Raw genomic sequence first — 18,741 nt, 5'->3', positions numbered from 1 at the left:
GCCGGTGCCGCCGCGGCGCCGGCGGCCGGAGCGGCGGCGGCGGCCGGACGCGGCGGCGGCACCGGCAGCTTGCTGCCCAGGCTGTGCAGATAGGCGATGACGGCGATCCGGTCTTCCGGCTTCTTCAGACCCACGAAGGTCATGTTGGTGCCCGAGACGTACTTGCCCGGCGCCTTCAGGAATTCATACAGGTGGTCGTAGTCCCACATCGGGGTCTTGCCGCCGAAGTCCTTCATCGCCGACGAGTAGTTGAAGCCCGGGTGCGTGCCCGGCTTGCGGCCGACGACGTCCCACAGGCCGGGGCCGGTGGCGTTGGCGTTCGAGGCGTCCAGCTTGTGGCAGGCCGCGCACTTGGCCGAGACGGCCTGGCCGGCGGCCACGTTGGCCGGGGTCAGCACGGCGTTCCAGTCGGGCGGGGTGTCGACGGCTTCCGCGCCGCCGGGGCCTTCCGCCTGGACGGCGATCTCGTAGCCAGCCTTCTCGACCTCGTGCTTCTTGAAGACGATGTCCGAGGCTTCCCGCAGACCGAAAATAACGAGGCCGGTCAGCAGTACGCCGCCAGCGATCTTGTTGAACGTCAGGTCGCTCATCTCAGCCTTGTCAGCCTCTTGTCCGCCCGGCCAGGCCGGGCCTGATCCCCACGCGCGGTCGTCCCCCCTAGCGAGTCTCCCGGCGCGCGTCATGTTGCGCTCGCGTCTCTTACACGCTACCGCCCCACGCGCAACCGGTCCGCAAAGATTTGAGGCCTCGAACCTCCCATGAACCCCATCGTCCTGATCCCCGCGCGGATGGCCGCCACGCGCCTGCCGGGCAAGCCGCTGGCCGATATCGGCGGGGTTCCGATGATCGTCCGGGTTCTGAACCAGGCCCTGGCGGCCGACATTGGTCCGGTGGCCGTGGCGGCCGGCGATCCCGAAATCGTCGAGGCCGTAAGGGCGGTTGGCGGAACGGCGGTGCTGACCGACCCCGATCTGCCGTCCGGCTCCGACCGGATTCTGGCCGCTCTGGCCGAACTCGATCCGGGGTTCGAGCACGACGTGGTGATCAATCTTCAGGGCGACATGCCGTTCGTCGACCCGGCCGTGCTGAGCGACTGCGCGCGGATACTTAAGGAATTCGGAGACGCCGATATCGCCACCGTCGTGGCCCCCGAAGCCTCGCCCGCCGACCGGTCGAATCCCGACGTCGTCAAGGCCGTGCTGGCCATGGAGGACGACGGCGCCAGCGGCCGCGCGCTCTATTTCACCCGCTCGACCCTCTATGGCGACGGGCCGGTGTGGCGCCATATCGGCCTCTACGGCTATCGGCGCGAGGCGCTGGAGGCCTTCAACGCCGCCGCGCCGTCACCGCTGGAGCGGCGCGAGAAGCTGGAGCAGCTGCGCGCCATGGAGCTGGGCATGACCATCCGCGCCGCCGTGGCCGCCCAGGCCCCGATCTCCGTCGACAATCCGTCCGACCTCGAGGCCGCGCGCGCGGCCGTGGGAAAGTAAGAGCATGAGCATCCTCAAGAAGATCGCCTTCCAGGGCGAACCCGGCGCCAACAGCCACGAGGCTTGCCGGACCTACTTTCCCGACTACGAAGCCTATCCCTGCAAGACGTTCGAGGAGGCCTTCGAGGCGATCAAGACCGGCGCCGCGGCGCTGGGCATGATTCCGATCGAGAACTCGATCGCCGGCCGGGTGGCCGACGTGCACCACCTGCTGCCCGCCTCGGGCCTGAGGATCATCGGCGAGCGCTTCAAGCCGATCCGCTTTCAGCTGATGGCCAACAAGGGCGTCAAGCTGGACGCGGTGAAGGTGGTCAGCTCGATGCCGATCGCGCTCAGCCAGTGTCGCAACAGCCTCAAGAAGCTGGGCGTCGAGACCGAGGCCGCCGGCGACACGGCGGGCGCGGCCAAGGCCCTGGCGCTGAACCCCGACCCGACCCGCGCCGCCGTCGCCCCGGCCCTGGCGGCGGAGATCTATGGTCTCGACATCCTGGCCCGCGACATCGAGGACGAGCGCCACAACACCACCCGCTTCCTGGTGATGACGGCCGACAAGGCTCCCGAGCCGCCGCCGTTCACCCACCGCTGCGTGACCAGCTTCGTGTTCCGCGTCCGCAACCTGCCGGCCGCGCTCTATAAGGCCCTGGGCGGCTTCGCGACCAACGGCGTCAACATGACCAAGCTGGAAAGCTACATGGAGGGCGGCAATTTCACGGCGACCTTCTTCTACGCCGAGGTCGACGGCCGGCCCGAGGATCGCAACCTGGCCCTAGCCCTGGACGAGCTGAAGTTCTTCTCCGAGCGGTTCGAGATCCTGGGGGTCTACCCGGCCGATCCGTTCCGGGATCGGGGGGCGTAGGCGCCAGCCCCCTCCACCGCCTTCGGCGGTCCCCCTCCCCCAAAAGGGGGAGGAGAATAGCCGGCGTCGCTCCTCTCTATCCTCCCCCTTTTGGGGGAGGGGGACCAGCGAAGCTGGTGGAGGGGGCCAGCGCCGACCCTCCCCAACGTCACCCTTTCCCCTACCGGCGGTCCGCGATTACCCTCCTCGCAAAAGAGCGGGGAGGCTCACATGCAAGCTTCGATGATCGCGCCGGTGATGGCGCTGGTGGCCTGGTCGCTGGTGATGTGGGTCTGGATGTACGTCCAGCGCATCCCGGCCATGCAGAAGGCGGGGATCAAGCCGCAGGACGCGCGGTTTCCCGGTTCGCTGGACGTGCTGCCCGACGCCGCGCGGCAGGCGGCCGATAACTACAATCACCTGATGGAGCAGCCGACGATCTTCTACGCGGCGGCGCTGGCCATCCAGGCGGCGGGCCACGCCGACGGCATGGCCGCGCATCTGGCCTGGGTCTATGTCGGCGTCCGGGTGCTGCACAGCCTGCTGCAGGTCAGCCTCAACCTGGTGCCCGTTCGGTTCCTGCTGTTCGTGGCCTCGACCGGCGTGCTGGCGGCGATGGTGGTTCGGGAGCTGATGCGGGTGTTCTAGACCGCGTCCAGCCCGATATCCAACACCGGCGCCGAGTGCGTCAGGGCCCCGACGCTGATCACGTCGACGCCAGTCTCGGCGATCGCGCGCACGGTGGTCAGGTTGACCCCGCCAGAGGCCTCCAGCACCGCGCGGCCCTTGGCCAGGCGCACGGCGGTCTTCAGGTCGTCGAGGCTGAAATTGTCCAGCATCACGACGTCCGGCCCGTGCTTCAGCGCCTCGTCCAGCTGATCGAGGCCGTCGACCTCGACCTCGACCTTGACGAGGTGGCCGGCGTGGGCGCGGGCGCGCCGCACGGCCTCGCCGACCCCGCCGCACGCGGCGACGTGGTTGTCCTTGATCAGGATGGCGTCATCCAGGCCGAAGCGGTGGTTGACCCCGCCGCCGCAGCGGATGGCGTATTTCTCGAGCGCGCGCAGGCCCGGCGTGGTCTTGCGGGTGTCGACGATGGTCGCGCCGGTCCCCTCGACCAGGCGGACGTAGGCGCGGGTCAGGGTGGCGATGCCCGAGAGGCGGCCCAGGAGGTTCAGGCCCGTGCGCTCGGCGGCCAGCACGGCGCGGGCGTTCCCTTCCGCGCGGGCCAGGATCGCGCCCGGCGCGGCGTCGGCGCCATCGGGCGTGACCACCTCGAACGTCGCGGTCGGATCGAGGGCGGCGAGGGACAGGCGAGCACAGGACAGGCCCGAGACGCGGCCGTCCTGTCGGCTGGCCCAGACGACCGACAGGCGGGCGTCCGGGTCGATGCAGGCCTGACCGGTGATGTCGCCGGCGCGGCCCAGATCCTCGGCCAGGGCGTGGCCGACGATCGGGCGGACGAGGATGTCGTCGAGGGGGTGGATCATCATTCGGCGGCGTAGCGGACGGCGGCGTCCGCGCTCGTGAGGGTGACGAAGGTGCGGACGGGCTCGGCGGTCGCCGGGAAGTCCGAACGGAAATGGCCGCCTCGGCTTTCCTGGCGGGCCAGGGCCGCCTCGACGATCAGGCGAGCGGCGACGACTGTGGGGCAGGGGCCATAGGCCGGCTCCAGGGCCTCGATCTGCTCCAGCAGCCGGGTCAGGCCGGCGGCGTCGCGGATCACCCCGGCGTCGCGGCTCATGGCCCTGCGTAGCGTCCGCAGAGCCGCGTCGGGCAGGTCGGGGAGCGGCGCCAGGCTGACGGGCTCGCCGCCGCGCGCGGCTTCCGCAGCCGCCGCTCGTCCGGCGCGGGCGCCGAACACGGCCGCTTCCAGGAGGCTGTTGGAGGCCAGGCGGTTGGCGCCCTGCACGCCGGTCGAGGCGCACTCGCCGGCGGCGTAGAGGCCCGGCAGGCTGGTCCGGCCTTCCAGGTCCGTGGCCACGCCGCCCATGTGGTAGTGCACGGCCGGGACCACGGGGATCATCGCGCGGCGCGGGTCGATCCCGGCGCTCTGGCAGGCCTGGAACACCGCCGGAAACTCCTGTGGAAAGTGGTCGCCCACCGCCTGGGTCGCATCGAGGAACGCGCCCCGACCGGCGGCGCGCTCGGCGTGCAGGGCGCGGGCGACGACGTCGCGGGGGGCCAGCTCCTTGGCGGGGTGGTAGTCGGCCATGAAGGCGCGGCCATCGGTGTTCCGCAGGATCGCCCCCTCGCCGCGCAGGGCTTCGGTGGCCAGGGGCGCGGGGTCGCGGCCGATGTCGATCGCGGTGGGATGGAACTGCACGAACTCCGGATCGGCGATCGTCGCGCCAGCGAGCGCCGCCAGGCCCAGGCCCTCGCCGCGCACCTCGGCGGGCGTGGTGGTGACGGCGTAGAGGCCGCCGACGCCGCCGGTCGCCAGGATCACGGCGGTCGAGCGGATCTCGACCAGGGTGCCGTCGATCTCCGCCAGCACGCCGACGACCCGACCTGTCGCGTCTTGCAGAAGCCGGCGGGCGCGGGCGTTCTCGCGGATCTCGATCGTCGGCGCGGCGCGGACCGCGGCGATCACGGCGGCCATGATCGCCGCCCCGGCCCCGTCGCCGCCGACCCGGGCGACCCGGGCCTTGGAATGGGCCGCCTCGAGGCTCAGGACGAAGCCGTTGTCGGGCTTACGGTCGAACGGCGCGCCGAGGGCGGCCAGATCGCGGACGGCCCCCGGGCCTTCGGTGGTCAGCAGCGCGACAGCCTCGGGATCGCACAGTCCCGCGCCGGCGGCGATCGTGTCGGCGGCGTGAAGGGCCGGGCTGTCCTCGCCTGACAGCGCCGCCGCCATGCCGCCTTGCGCCCAGGCGCTGGAGCAGCCGGTCGCCAGCGGGGTCGGCGAGAGGACCAGCGCCGTCTTCGCCGCGAGGGCGGCGGAGAGCCCGGCCAGGCCCGCGCCGAGTATGACGGGGCCGTCGAAGGTGATGCGTTCGATCATTTCACTCTCCACGCCCTCCCCCTTGCGGGGAGGGTTGGGTGGGGGTGTCAGCTCAGACTCGGAGCCGACACCCCCATCCGACCGCTTCGCGGCCACCTTCCCCGCCCCTTTTCAAGAAGGATGGGGGGAAGGAAGCTCGTCCTTTAAATCAGCTCCACGTCCACGTGATGCCGGGCCTTCACCAGGTCGTAGCGCGCCGGAACCACCGGCGGCGGCAGGTCGATCATCCGCTGCACGGCCAGGCGCGCGCGGTCGAGGACGTCGGCGTCGACCGTCACCTCGAACCGCTCGTGGACCAGGGCGTCGTGGATGTTCTTCAGCGTGATCCGCTTCATGTGCGGACACATGTTGCAGGGGCCGATGAACTGGGTCGCCGGGCTTTCGGCCTGGACGTTGCTGGCCATCGAGCACTCGGTGATCAGCACCACCTGGGCCGGTTTGCGCGCGGCGACGTAGTCGTTCATCGCGGCGGTCGAGCCGGCGAAGTCGGCGGCTTCCAGGATCTCGGCCGGGCACTCGGGGTGGGCCAGGACTTCCGCGCCCGGCCAGGCCGCGCGCATGTCGGCGATGTCCTGGGCAGTGAAGCGCTTATGGACTTCGCAATGGCCGGCCCAGGCGATGATCTCGACGTCCGTCTGGCGCGCGACGTTGCGGGCCAGGAACTCATCGGGGATCAGGATGACCTTGTCGGTCCCCCATTGCTGGGCGGCCCACTCGACCACCTGCACGGCGTTGGCGCTGGTGCAGCAGATGTCGGTCTCGGCCTTCACGTCGGCCGTGGTGTTGACATAGGTGACGACCGGCACGCCCGGATAGCGCTGCTTGATCAGCCGCACGTCGGCGCCGGTGATCGAGCTGGCCAGCGAGCAGCCGGCCTTGAGGTCCGGGATCAGGATCTTCTTTTCAGGGCTCAGCACCTTGCTGGTCTCAGCCATGAAGTGGACGCCGGCCTGGACGATGATCGTCGCGTCGCTCTTGGCGGCTTCCTTGGCCAGGGCCAGGCTGTCGCCGACGAAGTCGCCCACGCCGTGGAAGATGTCCGGCGTCATGTAGTTGTGGGCCAGGATCGCGGCGTTCTTCTCGCGCTTGAGGCGGTTGATCTCGACGATCAGCGGGGCCTGCGTGCGCCACTCCAGCGGGGTGACGTGGTGCTTGACCTTGTCCCAGATCGAGGCGGTCTCGGCCTCGATCTCGGCGGTGAACTCAAGCGGAGCGACAAAACCGTCGGCCATCCGATGTCTCCGTTATGCTCAAAGTGAGCATTTCCAGGGTCTCAAAAAACGCCAGAGCCGAGGTTCGCGTTCCCGCGCGTCCGACGATCCGGCGCCTGGGTTATGCTGAAAGTGAGCATAACCGTCTCGTCACATATAGACCTTGCCGAGGCGATTGCAAACCCGCCTTCGACCGAAAGCGCTCGCGCGGCTCCTGAGCACGGAGAGGGCGCCCGGCGCCCGAGGACCGCGCAAGGGCGTTCGGAGGAGCGCTGGCGACCGCGGGAGGGTTATCCGCGTCCATAAGCCGCAGGGGATTTAACTTGCCGAGAAAATGCGGCGAGAAAAGACGATTCTTTCCTTACATGTCTGTAATATTGAAGAGTTGTTTCAGTCGTGATGGAAAAGTTATAAAAATAACGTCGCGGGGCGTATTCTGAAGACTATGGGCATATCGGTAATAATATAGGCAAATCTCTCCCTTTCCGCGCGACGGCGAAGCCATCGGCGCCTAAGGCGCTCCCGGTTGCCGTGTGGACTTTATATTGTCCCATTTCGCGCGGCTCGGGGCGTTCCATTGCAGCGGTGCAAATATGTGACCTTAAAGTGACAGCTCGGGCGCGTTGAAATCCGGCGCCCCTGATGCGCGTTGACCCGAATTGGATTTAAGTTCGTAGCTCCCGGCCAGTTGGGTTCTCGATGCGAGAATCCGAGACCGCGCATGTGGACATGCGCGACGCAGAGACGCTGGGGAGTTTACCTTGATTAAGAAGACCGTCCGGGAGCGACTGCTCGCTTCCACCATGATTTGCGGCGCCGCGGTGGCCGTGCTGGGCGCCAGCCAAGCCGCCGCGCAGACCGCCGCTCCCGCCGCCAAGGGCAGCGACCAGACGCAAGTCGAGGAAATTGTCGTCACCGGTTCGCTGTTCCGCCGCACGGACACCGAAACCCCGTCGCCGGTCACCGTGCTGACCTCGGAAAACCTGGCTCGCGCCGGCATCAGCACCGCCTCGGACGCCATCCGCTCGATCTCGTCGGACGGCGCCGGCTCGATCGGCACCGGCTTCCAGAGCGGCTTCTCGGCTGGCGGCTCGGCCGTGTCGCTGCGCGGCCTGGGCGTGTCCTCAACCCTCGTGCTGGTCGACGGCCTGCGCTCGACCAATTTCCCGATCAATGACGACGGCCACAACGCCTATGTCGACCTGAACACCATCCCGTTCAGCCTGATCGACCGGATCGAAGTCCTGAAGGACGGCGCCTCGTCGTCCTACGGCGCCGACGCCATCGGCGGCGTGGTGAACCTGAAGCTCAAGAAGACCTTCACCGGCGTGGCCGGCAGCATGGAAGCTGGCCAAAGCGACCGCGGCGACGCCGACCACAAGCGCGCCGACATCACCCTGGGCTACGGCGACTACCAGGAGAAGGGCTGGAACTTCTACATCAACGCCGAGTACCAGAAGGACGGCCGCGTCGCGACGCATGACCGCGGCTTCCCGCTGAACAACCAGGACCTGACCTCGATCGGCGGTCTGCCCAACAACACCGCCGCCAGCAACCTGGCGACCGCCACGCCGAACGCGGTGGTATTCCGGACCAGCGTCCGCGACCTGAACGATCCGCGCACGGGCACGGGCACCGTTCTGGATCCGGCGAAGGTCTATACCTCGCTGAACCTGAACTGCGCCAACGGCACCTACACCCAAACCAGCACCAATGTGAACGGCACGGGCTGTAAGTGGAACCTGGTCGACACCTACAACCAGCTGCAGCCGCTGCAAAAGCGCTACGCCTTCAACGGCCGCCTGAGCATGCGTCTCAGCGAGAAGGTCGAGGCTTATCTAACCGGCAGCTACTCGAGCAACGAAGTCGACATCAAGAACCAGCCGCGCAGCATCCGTAACACTCAGCCCTTCGGCGCTTCGCCGGCGCTCTCGGGCCTGAACATGACCCTGCCGGTCTGGGTCTGCTCGTCGGGCTTGAACTGCGCCACCGCGTCTGACCGTCGCCTGAACCCGAACAACCCCTACGCCGCCGCCTACGCCAACGATCCGGCCAACGGCGCCGCGCGTATCACCTACCTGTTCGGCGACATCCCGGCCGGCAGCAACCGCGTCAACGAAGTGATCCGCGGCACCGCGGGCCTGAAGGGCGAGTTCGGCGACGGCTGGAACTGGTCGATCGACGCCGTGGGCGCCCGCGACAACCTGAGCATCTCTCAGCGCGGCTACCTGAACATCAACGGCCTGATCAACGCGATCAACACCGGCTCGTACAACTTCGTCGATCCGTCGAAGAACACCGCCGCCGTGCGTCAGGCGGTCGCGCCGAACGTCGTGACGAACTCGCACTCGTCGATGATGTCGCTGGACGGTCTGGTCACCCACAAGCTGTGGACCCTGCCGGGCGGTGACATGATGCTGGCCGTCGGCGGTCAGATCCGGAAGGAAGTCCTGGTCAACAACAACCAGAACGCCCGTCTGGACACCTACGGCCTGACCACCTCGTCGGCCTTCGGCAAGCACACGGTCAAGGCCGCGTTCTTCGAAGTGCAGGCGCCGGTCATCGAGAAGGTGGAACTGAACCTGTCGGGTCGTTACGACGACTATTCGGAAGGCTTCAGCCACTTCTCGCCGAAGGTTGGCGTCAAGTACACGCCGATGAAGCAACTGGCTTTCCGCGGCACGTACTCGGAAGGCTTCCGCGCCCCGACCTTCGCGGAATCGGGCCCGCGCTCGCAGTACGCCGGCTTCGCCACCTACTCGCCGCCGGCCTCGTTCCAATTGGCTCACGGCGGCCTGACCAAGGACGGCAACACCAACCCTTACGCCCAGTCCTTCTCGCTGGGTTCGGGCCTGGTGGGTAATCCGAACCTGAAGCCGGAAACCTCGCGCAGCTTCACGCTGGGCACGATCGTTCAGCCGACCCGTTGGCTGTCGATGACCGTCGACTATTACAATGTTCGCAAGAACAACCTGATCGTCAGCGGCTCGAAGATTTCGGACGCCAAGGGCGCCTACTTCAAGGGCGCGACCCAAGCCGAAGGCTGCGCTCTGGTGGCGGCCGTCGGTCCTGGCTACTCGTGCAACGTGGTCGACGTCGCCGACCCGCTGTTCCCGAACGCCCTGCCGCGCGTCCTGATCATCAACGCGCCGTTCGAAAACGCCAACTACTCGCAGACCACTGGCGTGGACTTCGCCGTCCAGGCCAACGTGAACCTGCCCTACGACGTCAAGTGGACCAGCCGCGCCGAAGTCACGCACGTCTTCAAGTACGACCTGCACACGGCTGACGGTAAGGTTCAGAAGTATGCCGGCACCCTGGGTCCGTATGAGCTGTCTTCGGGTAACGGTACGCCGGATTGGCGCGGTAACTGGCAGAACACGTTCGCCTGGGGCCGTTACACCCTGTCCACGACCACCTACTTCGTGGGCAAGATCAAGTCGGTCGCGGCTGACGACTACGGCACGAACGACTGCCAGTACGGCAACCCCTACGCCAACGGCGACCCCGTCGTCGCCAACAAGTTCTGCTACATCAAGAAGTTCATCTACACCGACCTGAACGCCACGGCTCAGCTGAACGACCAGGTTCAGATCTATGGCAACGTCGGCAACCTGTTCGACCAGAAGAACCCGATCGCTCCGGGTTCGTACTCGAGCTCGCCGAACTTCCTGACCACCTTCCACCAAGCCGGCGTCATCGGCCGGACGTTCAAGGTGGGCGTGCGCTTCGCCTACTAAGGCTGGGCGGTCTTGAGACCGTTCAATCTTGGACTAAAGATGGAGGCCGGTTCCGAAAGGGACCGGCCTCTTTCTTTGGGGGTGTCGAAGGCGCGCGTTATTCCGGCCCGCACCAGCCGGGCAGGTAGCGGGCCTCCGGCGCGCGGCACAGGCTCAGGGCCTGTTCCAGCGCCGCCTTGAAGTCGTCGTCCACATGCGCGCGGTCGATCCGCCGGCGCAGGAAGTCGCCCCACAGGAACTCCGAATAGGGCGTGGGATCCTTGGCGTAGCCGCCGGCCCGGCGCAGCTCTCCGGCCAGCGAGCGATAGGGATCGTCGGCCAGGTCCGCCAACGTCTTGGGAATCTCCTGGCGCGGTCGGCGCTTTCCGTGGGCGTCGAACGGGTGCAGCCAGTTGCGGTTGTCCATGAAGGTCCAGAACGCCGACTTCTCCAGCATCCGCAGGTCGGCGACGGTCTTGGTCAGGCAGTGCTCGACGCCCTCGCGCAGCAGCGCCAGGCCCAGATGGTGGTTGTCGATGACGTAGCGCTTGTCGCCCGGGCCGATCACCACCGGGATCAGGTGCTGGCCCAGGAATTCCGGGCCGTCCTTGGCGGCGCGCTTGCGCCAGCTCTCGCGCTTGCGCTCGACCTCGCGGAAGCCGACCGTCATCTGGGTGGGACGCAGGCTGGCCAGGGGCGTCGGGCGCAGCAGCGGGGTGAAGTCATGGTTCATCGGGAGCCTTCCGGTCCTTGGGCCGATCCTTGTGCCGTCGGGGCGGACGCGAGCGCGGCCCGGACGGCGTCGTCCACGCTGTAGTCGCAGCGCGCGGCCAGGTCCCGCGCGCCGCTCGCGTCCAGCAAGTCGCGAACCTGATCGTGAGCGCGCGCCAGGCGCAGCTGGACGCCGTCCTTGCGCATCTCGGCGTCGAACTCGATCAGGGCGTCCAGCGCCGTGCTGTCCAGATCGTGGCTTTCCTCCAGGCTGACCACCACGGCCTTGAAGCCCTGGCCGCGCACCTGGTCGGCGATCAGCACGAACACCCGCTCGGCATTGGCGAAGAACAGCGGCGCGGCGGGCCGCCAGATGGCCACGCCCGGCGGACCGCGCGCGTCGGGGTGACGGGCCAGGGCGACATAGTCGTGGCCGCCGGCCAGCTGGCCCAGCTGCGCCACGGTCGGGGTGGCCAGGCGGCGCAGCAGGGCGACCAGCGACAGGACGACGGCCGCCAACATGCCGTTCAGCACGCCCAGGACCAGAACCCCCACGGTCGCGCCCAGGGCGACATACTGGTCGCGCTCCAGCTTCCACAGCCGGGCCAGCGGCGAGGGATCCAGGGCGTGGGTGAGGGCGGCGATGACCACGCTGGCCAGCACCGGCCGGGGCAGGTCCGCGGCCAGGGGGCCGGCGGTCAGCACCAGGGCGGCCAGGCCCAGGGCGGCGACCACCCCGGCGGCGCGGCTGACGGCGCCGGCGGCCTCGCTGGCGGCGCCGGCCGAGAAGCCGGCCCCGACCGGCATCCCCTGGACGAGGCCGCTGGCCAGGTTGGCCGCGCCCAGGGCGCGCATTTCCTGGTTGGCCTCGACCACGTCGCCGCGCCGCAGGGCGAGGGCCCGGATCGTGCCCCACGACTCGGCCAGCAGGATCAGGACCAGCGGCGGGGTGAACTGGACCAGCCGCGAATAGTCGCCGGACGACAGGGCCGGAAAGCTCGGCCAGCTCGGCTCCAGGCGGATGGCCCCGACCATGGCCACGCCGTGGGCCGGCAGGTCCAGCGCCCGGGACAGCGCCATGCCGGCCGCCAGCACCACCAGCGGGGCCGGCAGCGCTGGGAAGCGGCGCAGAAGGAGGATCGCCAGCAGCGAGGCCAGGCCCAGGCCCAGGCTCCAGGGGTTCCAGTGCGGCAGGCTGGCCGCCAGGCCCAGGACCAACGGGCCCAGCTCTCGCGAGGCCACGGTCACGCCGGCCAGGGCCGGGGCCTGGCCCAGGATGATGGTCACCGCCAGGCCGAAGGCGAAGCCGCGCAGCACCGGCCGCGAGATGAAGCTGGCCAGGGCGCCCAGCTTCAGCGCCCCGGCGGCCGCGAACGCGACGCCGACCAGCAGCACGACCACCGTCGCCGCCCAGGCCCGCTGCGCGTCGCCGTCGGGCAGGCTGGCCAGGGTGGCGGCCAGGATCACGGCCGAGGACGAGGTCGGCGAGACGATGGCGAAGCGGCTGCGCCCGAACACCGCATAGGCCAGGCAGCCGGCGAAGGCCGCCAGCAGGGCCCGCTGCGGGGCCAGTCCCGCGATGCCGGCATAGGCCACGGCCTCGGGCAGCATCAGGCCGGCGACCGACAGCCCCGCGACCCAATCCTTGCGACTGAAAGGCTTCATCCCGACCCACGCGACCAATCCGGGTTCAGACTAAGCCGTGACGCGCCAAAAGAAAAACCGCCCCGGAGCGCGAGGCTCCGGAGCGGCGAAGGCGGCGTCCCGAAGAAGGGGAGGATCGGGACGCGGGACAGACAGAAAAAGCTAGTTCAGCTTGGCGCTGATCGAGACGCCGACGATGCGCGGCTCGTTGTAGACGGCCGCCATGTAGTTCTCGATGACGCCCTTGAGGTTCTTCTCGTTGGTGATGTTGCGGCCGAACACGGCGATCTCATAGCCTTGAGCCATGTTCTCGTAGCCCAGCTTCAGGCCGCCCTCGAAGTTGCCCTTCGCGTAGAACTCCTTGGTCTTGTAGAGCACGAAGTTCGTGTAGCCCTGGACGTTCCAGTCCGTGGCGGCGAACAGCTTGCCGTCCGCGCCGACCGGGATGTCGTAGCGGGCCGTGAAGTTCAGGTTGTACTTCGGGGCGTTCGGCAGCGGCTGGCCGTCGATCTGGGCGAAGGTGTTGGCGCCCACCTTGATCGTCGGGTTTTCGACCGTGCAGACCACCACGCCGTTCAGGGCGCAGACCTGGGCGTAGACGCGCTTGTCCTCGATCTTGCTGTGCAGGTAGCTGGCGCCGCCCGTGATCAGCAGGTTGCGGACCGGACGCCATTCCAGGTCGGCCTCGACGCCGTAGGCCTTGGCCTTGTCGGCGTTGAACAGCACGCCGTTGCCGTTGCTGTCGTTGCCGTTCAGCTGGATGTCGCTGACGGTGTAGGTGAAGGCCGTGGCGTTGAAGCGCAGCTTGTTGTCGAACAGGAAGCTCTTCACGCCGGCTTCGTAGGACAGGATCGTCTCCGAATTGGCCGTGGTGAAGTCGCTGTTGAACACCGCCGAGCGGCCCTGGATGGTCGGGCCGCGGAAGCCCTTGGCCGCGCGGGCGTAGACGCTGACGTCCGGATTGACCTGATAGTTGGCCGACAGGTCCCAGCTGACCTGCTGGTCCGACAGACGCACATAGCGGCGGCCGCCATAGGTCGAGACATTGGCGGCGTTGTTCGACGTCTTCAGCAGGATCGTCTTCTTGGCGTCGTAGGTGTCACGCAGGCCGCCGGTGACGGTCAGCTTGTCGGTCAGCTGATAGCTGGCCTGGCCGAACACCGCCCACGAGGTGTTGAGGTCCGACAGGGCCACCCAGTTGTTGGGGTTGTAGCCGGCCGAGGTCGGCAGCAGGAAATAGCCGCGCTGATAGAAGTCGGTCAGGTCGCTCTGGTCGAAATAGAGGCCGCCGACCTGCCACTTCAGCTTGCCCGCGCCGTTGCTGGCCAGGCGGATTTCCTGGGTGATCTGGTCCAGGTCGCGCAGACGGCCCATCGACTGGCCAAAGCCGTTCGGGACGCCGTTGACCGGGAAGTTGGCCGCCGCGCCGCCGTCGGTGTCGCCGCGGCTGTAGCCGTGGGTCGACTCGTAGGCGCTGATCGAGGTCAGGGTGACCGGACCGAAGTCGTAGTCGATGTGCAGCGCCGCGCCTTCGCCCTTATAGGCTTGCGGATTGTTGTTGGCTTCGTCGTAGGCGACCCGGTCGCGCGGGGCGGTCGGGTCGTTCGAGCCCTTGGTCAGGGCGCCGCGCAGGAACAGGGTCGAGGTGCCCGAATAGTCGCGGGCGTGGGCCGAGGCCAGGACCGACAGCTTGTCGTTCGGCTTGGCCAGGATCTGCAGGCGCGCGTCCTTTTCCGTGAAGCGCCCCATGGCGTCCTTCTTCGGGCTGACGGTGCCGTCGGCGCTGGCGCCGGTGTAGGTGTTGTCCACCCAGTTGTCGCGGTGCTGGTACAGCACCGAGGCGCGGAACATCAGGCCGGGCGCGATCGGGCCGCCGACGCCGCCGTCGAAGGTGGTCGTGCCGTAGGTGCCGTAGGAGGCCGACATGCGGCCCTGATAGGTGTCGCTGGGACGGATGGTGTCCGACTTGACGATGCCGGCGGTGGTGTTGCGGCCGAACAGCGAGCCTTGCGGGCCGCGCAGCACTTCGACCTGGTTCATGTCGAACACCGGGTTCGACTTCAGAACCACGTGCTCCATGACGACGTCGTCCTGGATGATCGACACCGGCTGCGAGGCGCCGAGGTAGAAGTCGATATTGCCCAGGCCCCGGATATAGAAGCGCGGGAAGATGCGGCCCGTGGTGGTCTCGGCGTAGAAGCTGGGGACCTTGCCCGACAGGGCCAGGATGTCGCTGCCGTCGGCGTTGATGGCGCGCAGCTGGTCGCCGGCCACGGCGGCCACCGACAGCGGCACCTTCTGCAGGTTTTCCGAGCGGCGCTCGGCGGTCACGACGATCTCCTCCAGCGCGGTGGCGCTGGGCTGATCCGTGGTCTGGCGGGCTTGGGCGACGCTGGCCGCGCCCATGATCGAAATGGCGGTTCCGAGCAGGAACGCCAGCTTGCGGGAAGACTGAACTCGCATGAGAGACACCTTTGAACGCGGCCTTTTGGCCGTCCTTGTGAATGGAGACGGGAAGAGGCCGCGCCTTGAGTCAGCGCGCCTCGCGACCTTCCCGCGCCAGAGCGGGGTGTCTTATGCCCCATCCGTGTCAGTTCAGTGAAGGATTACTTACTTCGTGGCGTGTCGACGCGACGTTTCGCGCGCGGCGGCGGGGAACGGCCGGGCGGCTCCGCCCATTCCTCTGGCGGAAACCGGAGGACGAGCCATGACCGACATCGACAACGGCTGGGACGAGCAGGACGGCGCCGAGGCGCTGGACGAGGATGTGGTGGGCCGCGACGGCGAGCTGCGCACCTTCGAGGAGCTGCCCGACGTGCTGGACGTCACCCAGGCGGAAGGCGACGCCGACGATGACGACGCCCTGACCGCCGAGGACCTGACCGACGACGAGATCGTCGAACTGGAACAGGAGGACGACCCCGGCGACGGCCGCGACGTCGACGACCGGCGGCCCGAAGTCTTCGACGGCGAATAGGCGCGCGGCGATGGCGGGGCGCAAGCTGGCGGCCTACGAGGCCAAGCGGGATTTCTCGAAGACCGCCGAGCCGTCCGGCAAGGTCGGGGCCGCGGCCTCCGAGCGGGCCCGCTTCGTGGTCCAGAAGCACGACGCCACCCGCCTGCACTACGACCTGCGGCTGGAGCACGCGGGCGTGTTTCTGTCGTGGGCCGTGACGCGGGGGCCCTCGCGCGATCCGCGCGACAAGCGCCTGGCGGTCCATGTCGAGGACCACCCGCTGGCCTATGGCGACTTCGAGGACGTGATCCCGAAGGGCCAGTACGGCGGCGGGACGGTGATGCTGTGGGATCGCGGCTGGTGGGCGCCCGAGCCCGGCTTCGACCTGGAGAAGGGTCTCAAGAAGGGCGAGATCAAGCTGGTTTTCGCCGGCGAGCGCCTGAAGGGCGGCTGGGTCCTGGTCAAGATCCACAACGACCGCGCCGCCAAAGGCAAGCTTGGCGGCGGCAAGCGCGAGAACTGGCTGCTGATCAAGCACCGCGACGAGTACGCGGTCGAGGACGACAAGGCCTTCCTGGACGACACGGCCTTCTCGGTCGCCTCGGGCCGGACGATGGCGGAGATCGCGGCGGGCCAGGGCCGGCCGCCGACGCCGTTCATGACCAAGGCCGCGCCGGCCTCGGACGCGGTCTGGAACAGCGACCGTTCGCCCGAGGCCAGCGCCGAACGCGCGACCGAGGCGGCCGAGGCGCCAAAGCCCAAGGCCAGGCCGGCGCGCAAGACCGCCATGCCGGACTTCGTGCCGCCGCAGCTGTGCAAGCTGGTCGATCGCCCGCCCAGCGAGGCCGGCTGGGCGCATGAGATCAAGTTCGACGGCTATCGGATGCAGCTGCGGATCCAGGGCGGCCGGGCGACCCTGCGCACCCGGGCGGGCCTCGACTGGAGCGCCCGCTTCCCGGCCCTGACCGCCGCGGCCAAGGGCCTGCCCGACGCCCTGATCGACGGCGAGGTCGTGGCCCTGGACGAGAACGGCGCGCCCAGCTTCGCGGGCCTGCAGGCCGCCTTGGCCGAAGCGCGGACCGACGACCTGATCTTCTTCGCCTTCGACCTGCTGTACGCCGACGGCGAGGCCCTGACCGACCGGCCGCTGTCCGAGCGCAAGGCGCGGCTGCGGTCGCTGTTGCCGACGGACGGCGACCGCCTGCGCTACGTGGAGCACTTCGCCAGCGGCGGCGAGGCGGTGCTGCGATCGGCCTGTCGCCTGTCGCTGGAGGGCGTGGTCTCCAAGCGGCTGGACGCGCCCTACCGCTCGGGCAAGCCGGGAACCTGGACCAAGGCCAAGTGCCGGGCCGGGCACGAGGTGGTGATCGGCGGCTGGACAACGACCGGCGAGGCGTTCCGCTCGCTGATCGTCGGCGTCTACAAGGACGGCGATCTGGTCCATGTCGGCCGCGTGGGGACGGGCTTTGGCCGCGACAAGGTCGCCAAGCTGCTGCCCCGGCTGGAGGCCCACGCGCGCGAGACCTCGCCGTTCGGCGGCCAGGGCGCGCCGCGCGGCGGGGCCAATGTCCATTGGGTCGACCCGGTGCTGGTCGCCGAGATAGAGTTCGCGGGCTTCACCGGAGACGGCGCCGTGCGTCAGGCCGCGTTCAAGGGATTGCGCGAGGACAAGCCCGCCCAGGCCGTCGAGGCCGAGGCGCCGGCCAAGGTCGAGGACGCCGAGCTGGCCCAGCCCTCCGCCCGATCCTCGGCCCAATCCTCGGCAAAGCCCGCGCGCAAGGGCGGCAAGGCCCAGGTGCTGGGCGTGGCGATCTCCAATCCCGACAAGCCGCTGTGGCCCGACGCCGGCGACGGAACGCCGGGGACCAAGCTGGATCTCGCCGACTATTTCGAGGCCGTCGGGCCCTGGATGCTCCCCCACATCCAGGGGCGGCCCTGCTCGGTGATCCGCGCGCCGGACGGGATCGGCGGCGAAAAGTTCTTCCAGCGCCATTCGGGCAAGGGCGTCTCGGCCCTGATCGACGAGACGAGCGTCAGCGGCGACCGCAAGCCCTATCTGGTGTTCAACACGCCCGAAAGCCTGATCGCCGCCGCCCAGTGGGGGGCGAGCGAACTGCATCCGTGGAACTGCCGGCCCGGCCAGCCGGAGGTTCCCGGCCGCCTGGTCTTCGACCTCGACCCCGCGCCCGACGTGCCGTTCGAGGCGGTGATCGAGGGCGCGCGCGAAATCCGCGACCGGCTGGAGGCCCTGGGCCTCGTCCCGTTCTGCAAGACCACCGGCGGCAAGGGCCTGCACGTGGTCACGCCGCTGAAGGGCGAGGGCGTCGACTGGGACGCCGCCAAGGCCTTCGCCCGCGAGGTCTGCGCCCGCATGGCCGCCGACAGCCCCGACCTCTACCTGCTGAACATGGCCAAGAAGGCCCGGGACGGGAAGATCTTCCTCGACTATCTGCGCAACGACCGCATGAGCACGGCGGTCGCCCCGCTGTCGCCCCGCGCCCGCCCCGGCGCGCCGGTCTCCTGGCCCCTGGCCTGGACCCAGGTCCGCAAAGGGCTGGGCCCGTCCCGCTTCAACCTCCGCACCGTCCCGGACCTGCTGAAACGCCTCGACGCCTGGGACGGCTACGCCGACGCCGAACGCGACCTGGCCCCCGCGATCAGGAAACTGGCGAAGGGGCCGTGAAACCCTCTCCCCCCGGGAGAGGGCGGGGCCCACCGCGAAGCGGTGGGAGGGTGAGGGACTTAGGCGCGGGCCGAAAAATGCAGATTCCTTACCTTGAAAACAAAACGGGAACATCGTTCCCTGGCTATATGAGCCGCATCGCCGTAGCCCGCCGCCTTCGCCGCGATCAAACCCACGCCGAAGCCCGGCTTTGGACCCTCGTCCGAGGACGGCGGCTCGCGGACGCCAAGTTTCGGCGGCAAGTTCCGATAGGCCGTTATGTCGCCGATTTCGTTTGCCTCGAGGCGCGGCTGATCATCGAGATCGATGGTGGGGCGCACGACGCCGAAGAGGCTCAGCTCAAGGATCTGGAGCGAACGGCTGTCCTGGAGTCCTTTGGGTATCACCTGATCCGCTTCTCCAATGGTCAGGTGCTGAATGCGCCAGGCGAGGTGTGCGACGTGATTGTCGCCACGCTTCGGGCGGCGCGAGCCTAGGTCCCTCACCCT

Annotated in this window: 14 protein-coding genes; 7 read left to right on the top strand and 7 right to left on the bottom strand. The window is 68.6% G+C overall.

Annotated elements, in window-relative coordinates:
- The coding region (locus OR37_RS19850; protein ID WP_004624512.1) for a c-type cytochrome at positions 1–590 on the bottom strand (590 nt) is incomplete at its 3' end.
- A gap of 168 nt (positions 591–758) precedes the next feature.
- Here OR37_RS19850 and OR37_RS19845 point away from each other — a divergent pair.
- From OR37_RS19845 to OR37_RS19835, 3 genes are all read left to right on the top strand, one after another.
- Complete coding sequence (locus OR37_RS19845; RefSeq protein WP_004624511.1) at positions 759–1,490, top strand: 3-deoxy-manno-octulosonate cytidylyltransferase; 732 nt, start codon at positions 759–761, stop codon at positions 1,488–1,490.
- A gap of 4 nt (positions 1,491–1,494) precedes the next feature.
- Positions 1,495–2,346, top strand: a complete 852-nt coding sequence (locus OR37_RS19840) for a prephenate dehydratase (RefSeq protein ID WP_004624509.1) — start codon at positions 1,495–1,497, stop codon at positions 2,344–2,346.
- Between the two features lie 210 nt (positions 2,347–2,556).
- On the top strand, positions 2,557–2,973 hold the full coding sequence (locus OR37_RS19835) for an MAPEG family protein (protein WP_004624507.1): 417 nt from the start codon (positions 2,557–2,559) through the stop codon (positions 2,971–2,973).
- Here OR37_RS19835 and nadC read toward each other — a convergent pair.
- The 3 genes from nadC to nadA form a co-directional block, all read right to left on the bottom strand.
- A complete protein-coding gene (gene nadC, locus OR37_RS19830; protein ID WP_004624505.1) occupies positions 2,970–3,818 on the bottom strand; it encodes a carboxylating nicotinate-nucleotide diphosphorylase in 849 nt (282 codons plus the stop codon). The two genes, OR37_RS19835 and nadC, sit on opposite strands and share 4 nt — an antisense overlap.
- A complete protein-coding gene (locus OR37_RS19825) occupies positions 3,815–5,329 on the bottom strand; it encodes an L-aspartate oxidase (RefSeq protein ID WP_004624503.1) in 1,515 nt (504 codons plus the stop codon). Before OR37_RS19825 ends, nadC begins: the two co-directional genes overlap by 4 nt.
- A gap of 143 nt (positions 5,330–5,472) precedes the next feature.
- Positions 5,473–6,561, bottom strand: a complete 1,089-nt coding sequence (gene nadA / locus OR37_RS19820; protein ID WP_004624501.1) for a quinolinate synthase NadA — start codon at positions 6,559–6,561, stop codon at positions 5,473–5,475.
- Between the two features lie 740 nt (positions 6,562–7,301).
- On the opposite strand from nadA, the gene OR37_RS19815 reads away from it, so the two are divergent.
- Positions 7,302–10,280: a TonB-dependent receptor plug domain-containing protein gene (locus tag OR37_RS19815; protein WP_004624499.1), complete on the top strand. Its 2,979-nt coding sequence runs from the start codon at positions 7,302–7,304 to the stop codon at positions 10,278–10,280.
- A gap of 97 nt (positions 10,281–10,377) precedes the next feature.
- On the opposite strand, the gene OR37_RS19810 is transcribed toward OR37_RS19815, so the two are convergent.
- From OR37_RS19810 to OR37_RS19800, 3 genes are all read right to left on the bottom strand, one after another.
- A complete protein-coding gene (locus tag OR37_RS19810) occupies positions 10,378–10,992 on the bottom strand; it encodes a ParB-like protein (protein WP_004624497.1) in 615 nt (204 codons plus the stop codon).
- Positions 10,989–12,635, bottom strand: coding sequence for a SulP family inorganic anion transporter (locus OR37_RS19805; RefSeq protein ID WP_004624495.1), 1,647 nt, complete (start codon positions 12,633–12,635; stop codon positions 10,989–10,991). Before OR37_RS19805 ends, OR37_RS19810 begins: the two co-directional genes overlap by 4 nt.
- A gap of 141 nt (positions 12,636–12,776) precedes the next feature.
- Positions 12,777–15,077 (bottom strand): TonB-dependent receptor, encoded by a 2,301-nt coding sequence (locus OR37_RS19800; RefSeq protein WP_004624492.1) that lies wholly within the window; start codon positions 15,075–15,077, stop codon positions 12,777–12,779.
- Positions 15,078–15,321: 244 nt separating this feature from the next.
- On the opposite strand from OR37_RS19800, the gene OR37_RS19795 reads away from it, so the two are divergent.
- The 3 genes from OR37_RS19795 to OR37_RS19785 all read left to right on the top strand — a co-directional run bounded on the left by OR37_RS19795 (position 15,322) and on the right by OR37_RS19785 (position 18,729).
- Positions 15,322–15,591: a hypothetical protein gene (locus tag OR37_RS19795; protein ID WP_004624490.1), complete on the top strand. Its 270-nt coding sequence runs from the start codon at positions 15,322–15,324 to the stop codon at positions 15,589–15,591.
- 10 nt (positions 15,592–15,601) lie between these two features.
- Positions 15,602–18,253 (top strand): DNA ligase D, encoded by a 2,652-nt coding sequence (gene ligD, locus OR37_RS19790; RefSeq protein WP_004624489.1) that lies wholly within the window; start codon positions 15,602–15,604, stop codon positions 18,251–18,253.
- 77 nt (positions 18,254–18,330) lie between these two features.
- Positions 18,331–18,729 carry an endonuclease domain-containing protein gene (locus tag OR37_RS19785; protein WP_326972935.1) on the top strand — a complete coding sequence of 133 codons (399 nt, stop codon included), beginning with the start codon at positions 18,331–18,333 and terminating at the stop codon, positions 18,727–18,729.
- Positions 18,730–18,741: the final 12 nt, after the last annotated feature.

This window comes from Caulobacter vibrioides OR37 (genome assembly GCF_000372645.1).
In the GTDB taxonomy this organism is placed as follows: domain Bacteria; phylum Pseudomonadota; class Alphaproteobacteria; order Caulobacterales; family Caulobacteraceae; genus Caulobacter; species Caulobacter vibrioides_E.
This window is presented reverse-complemented; position numbering and strand designations above follow the sequence as displayed.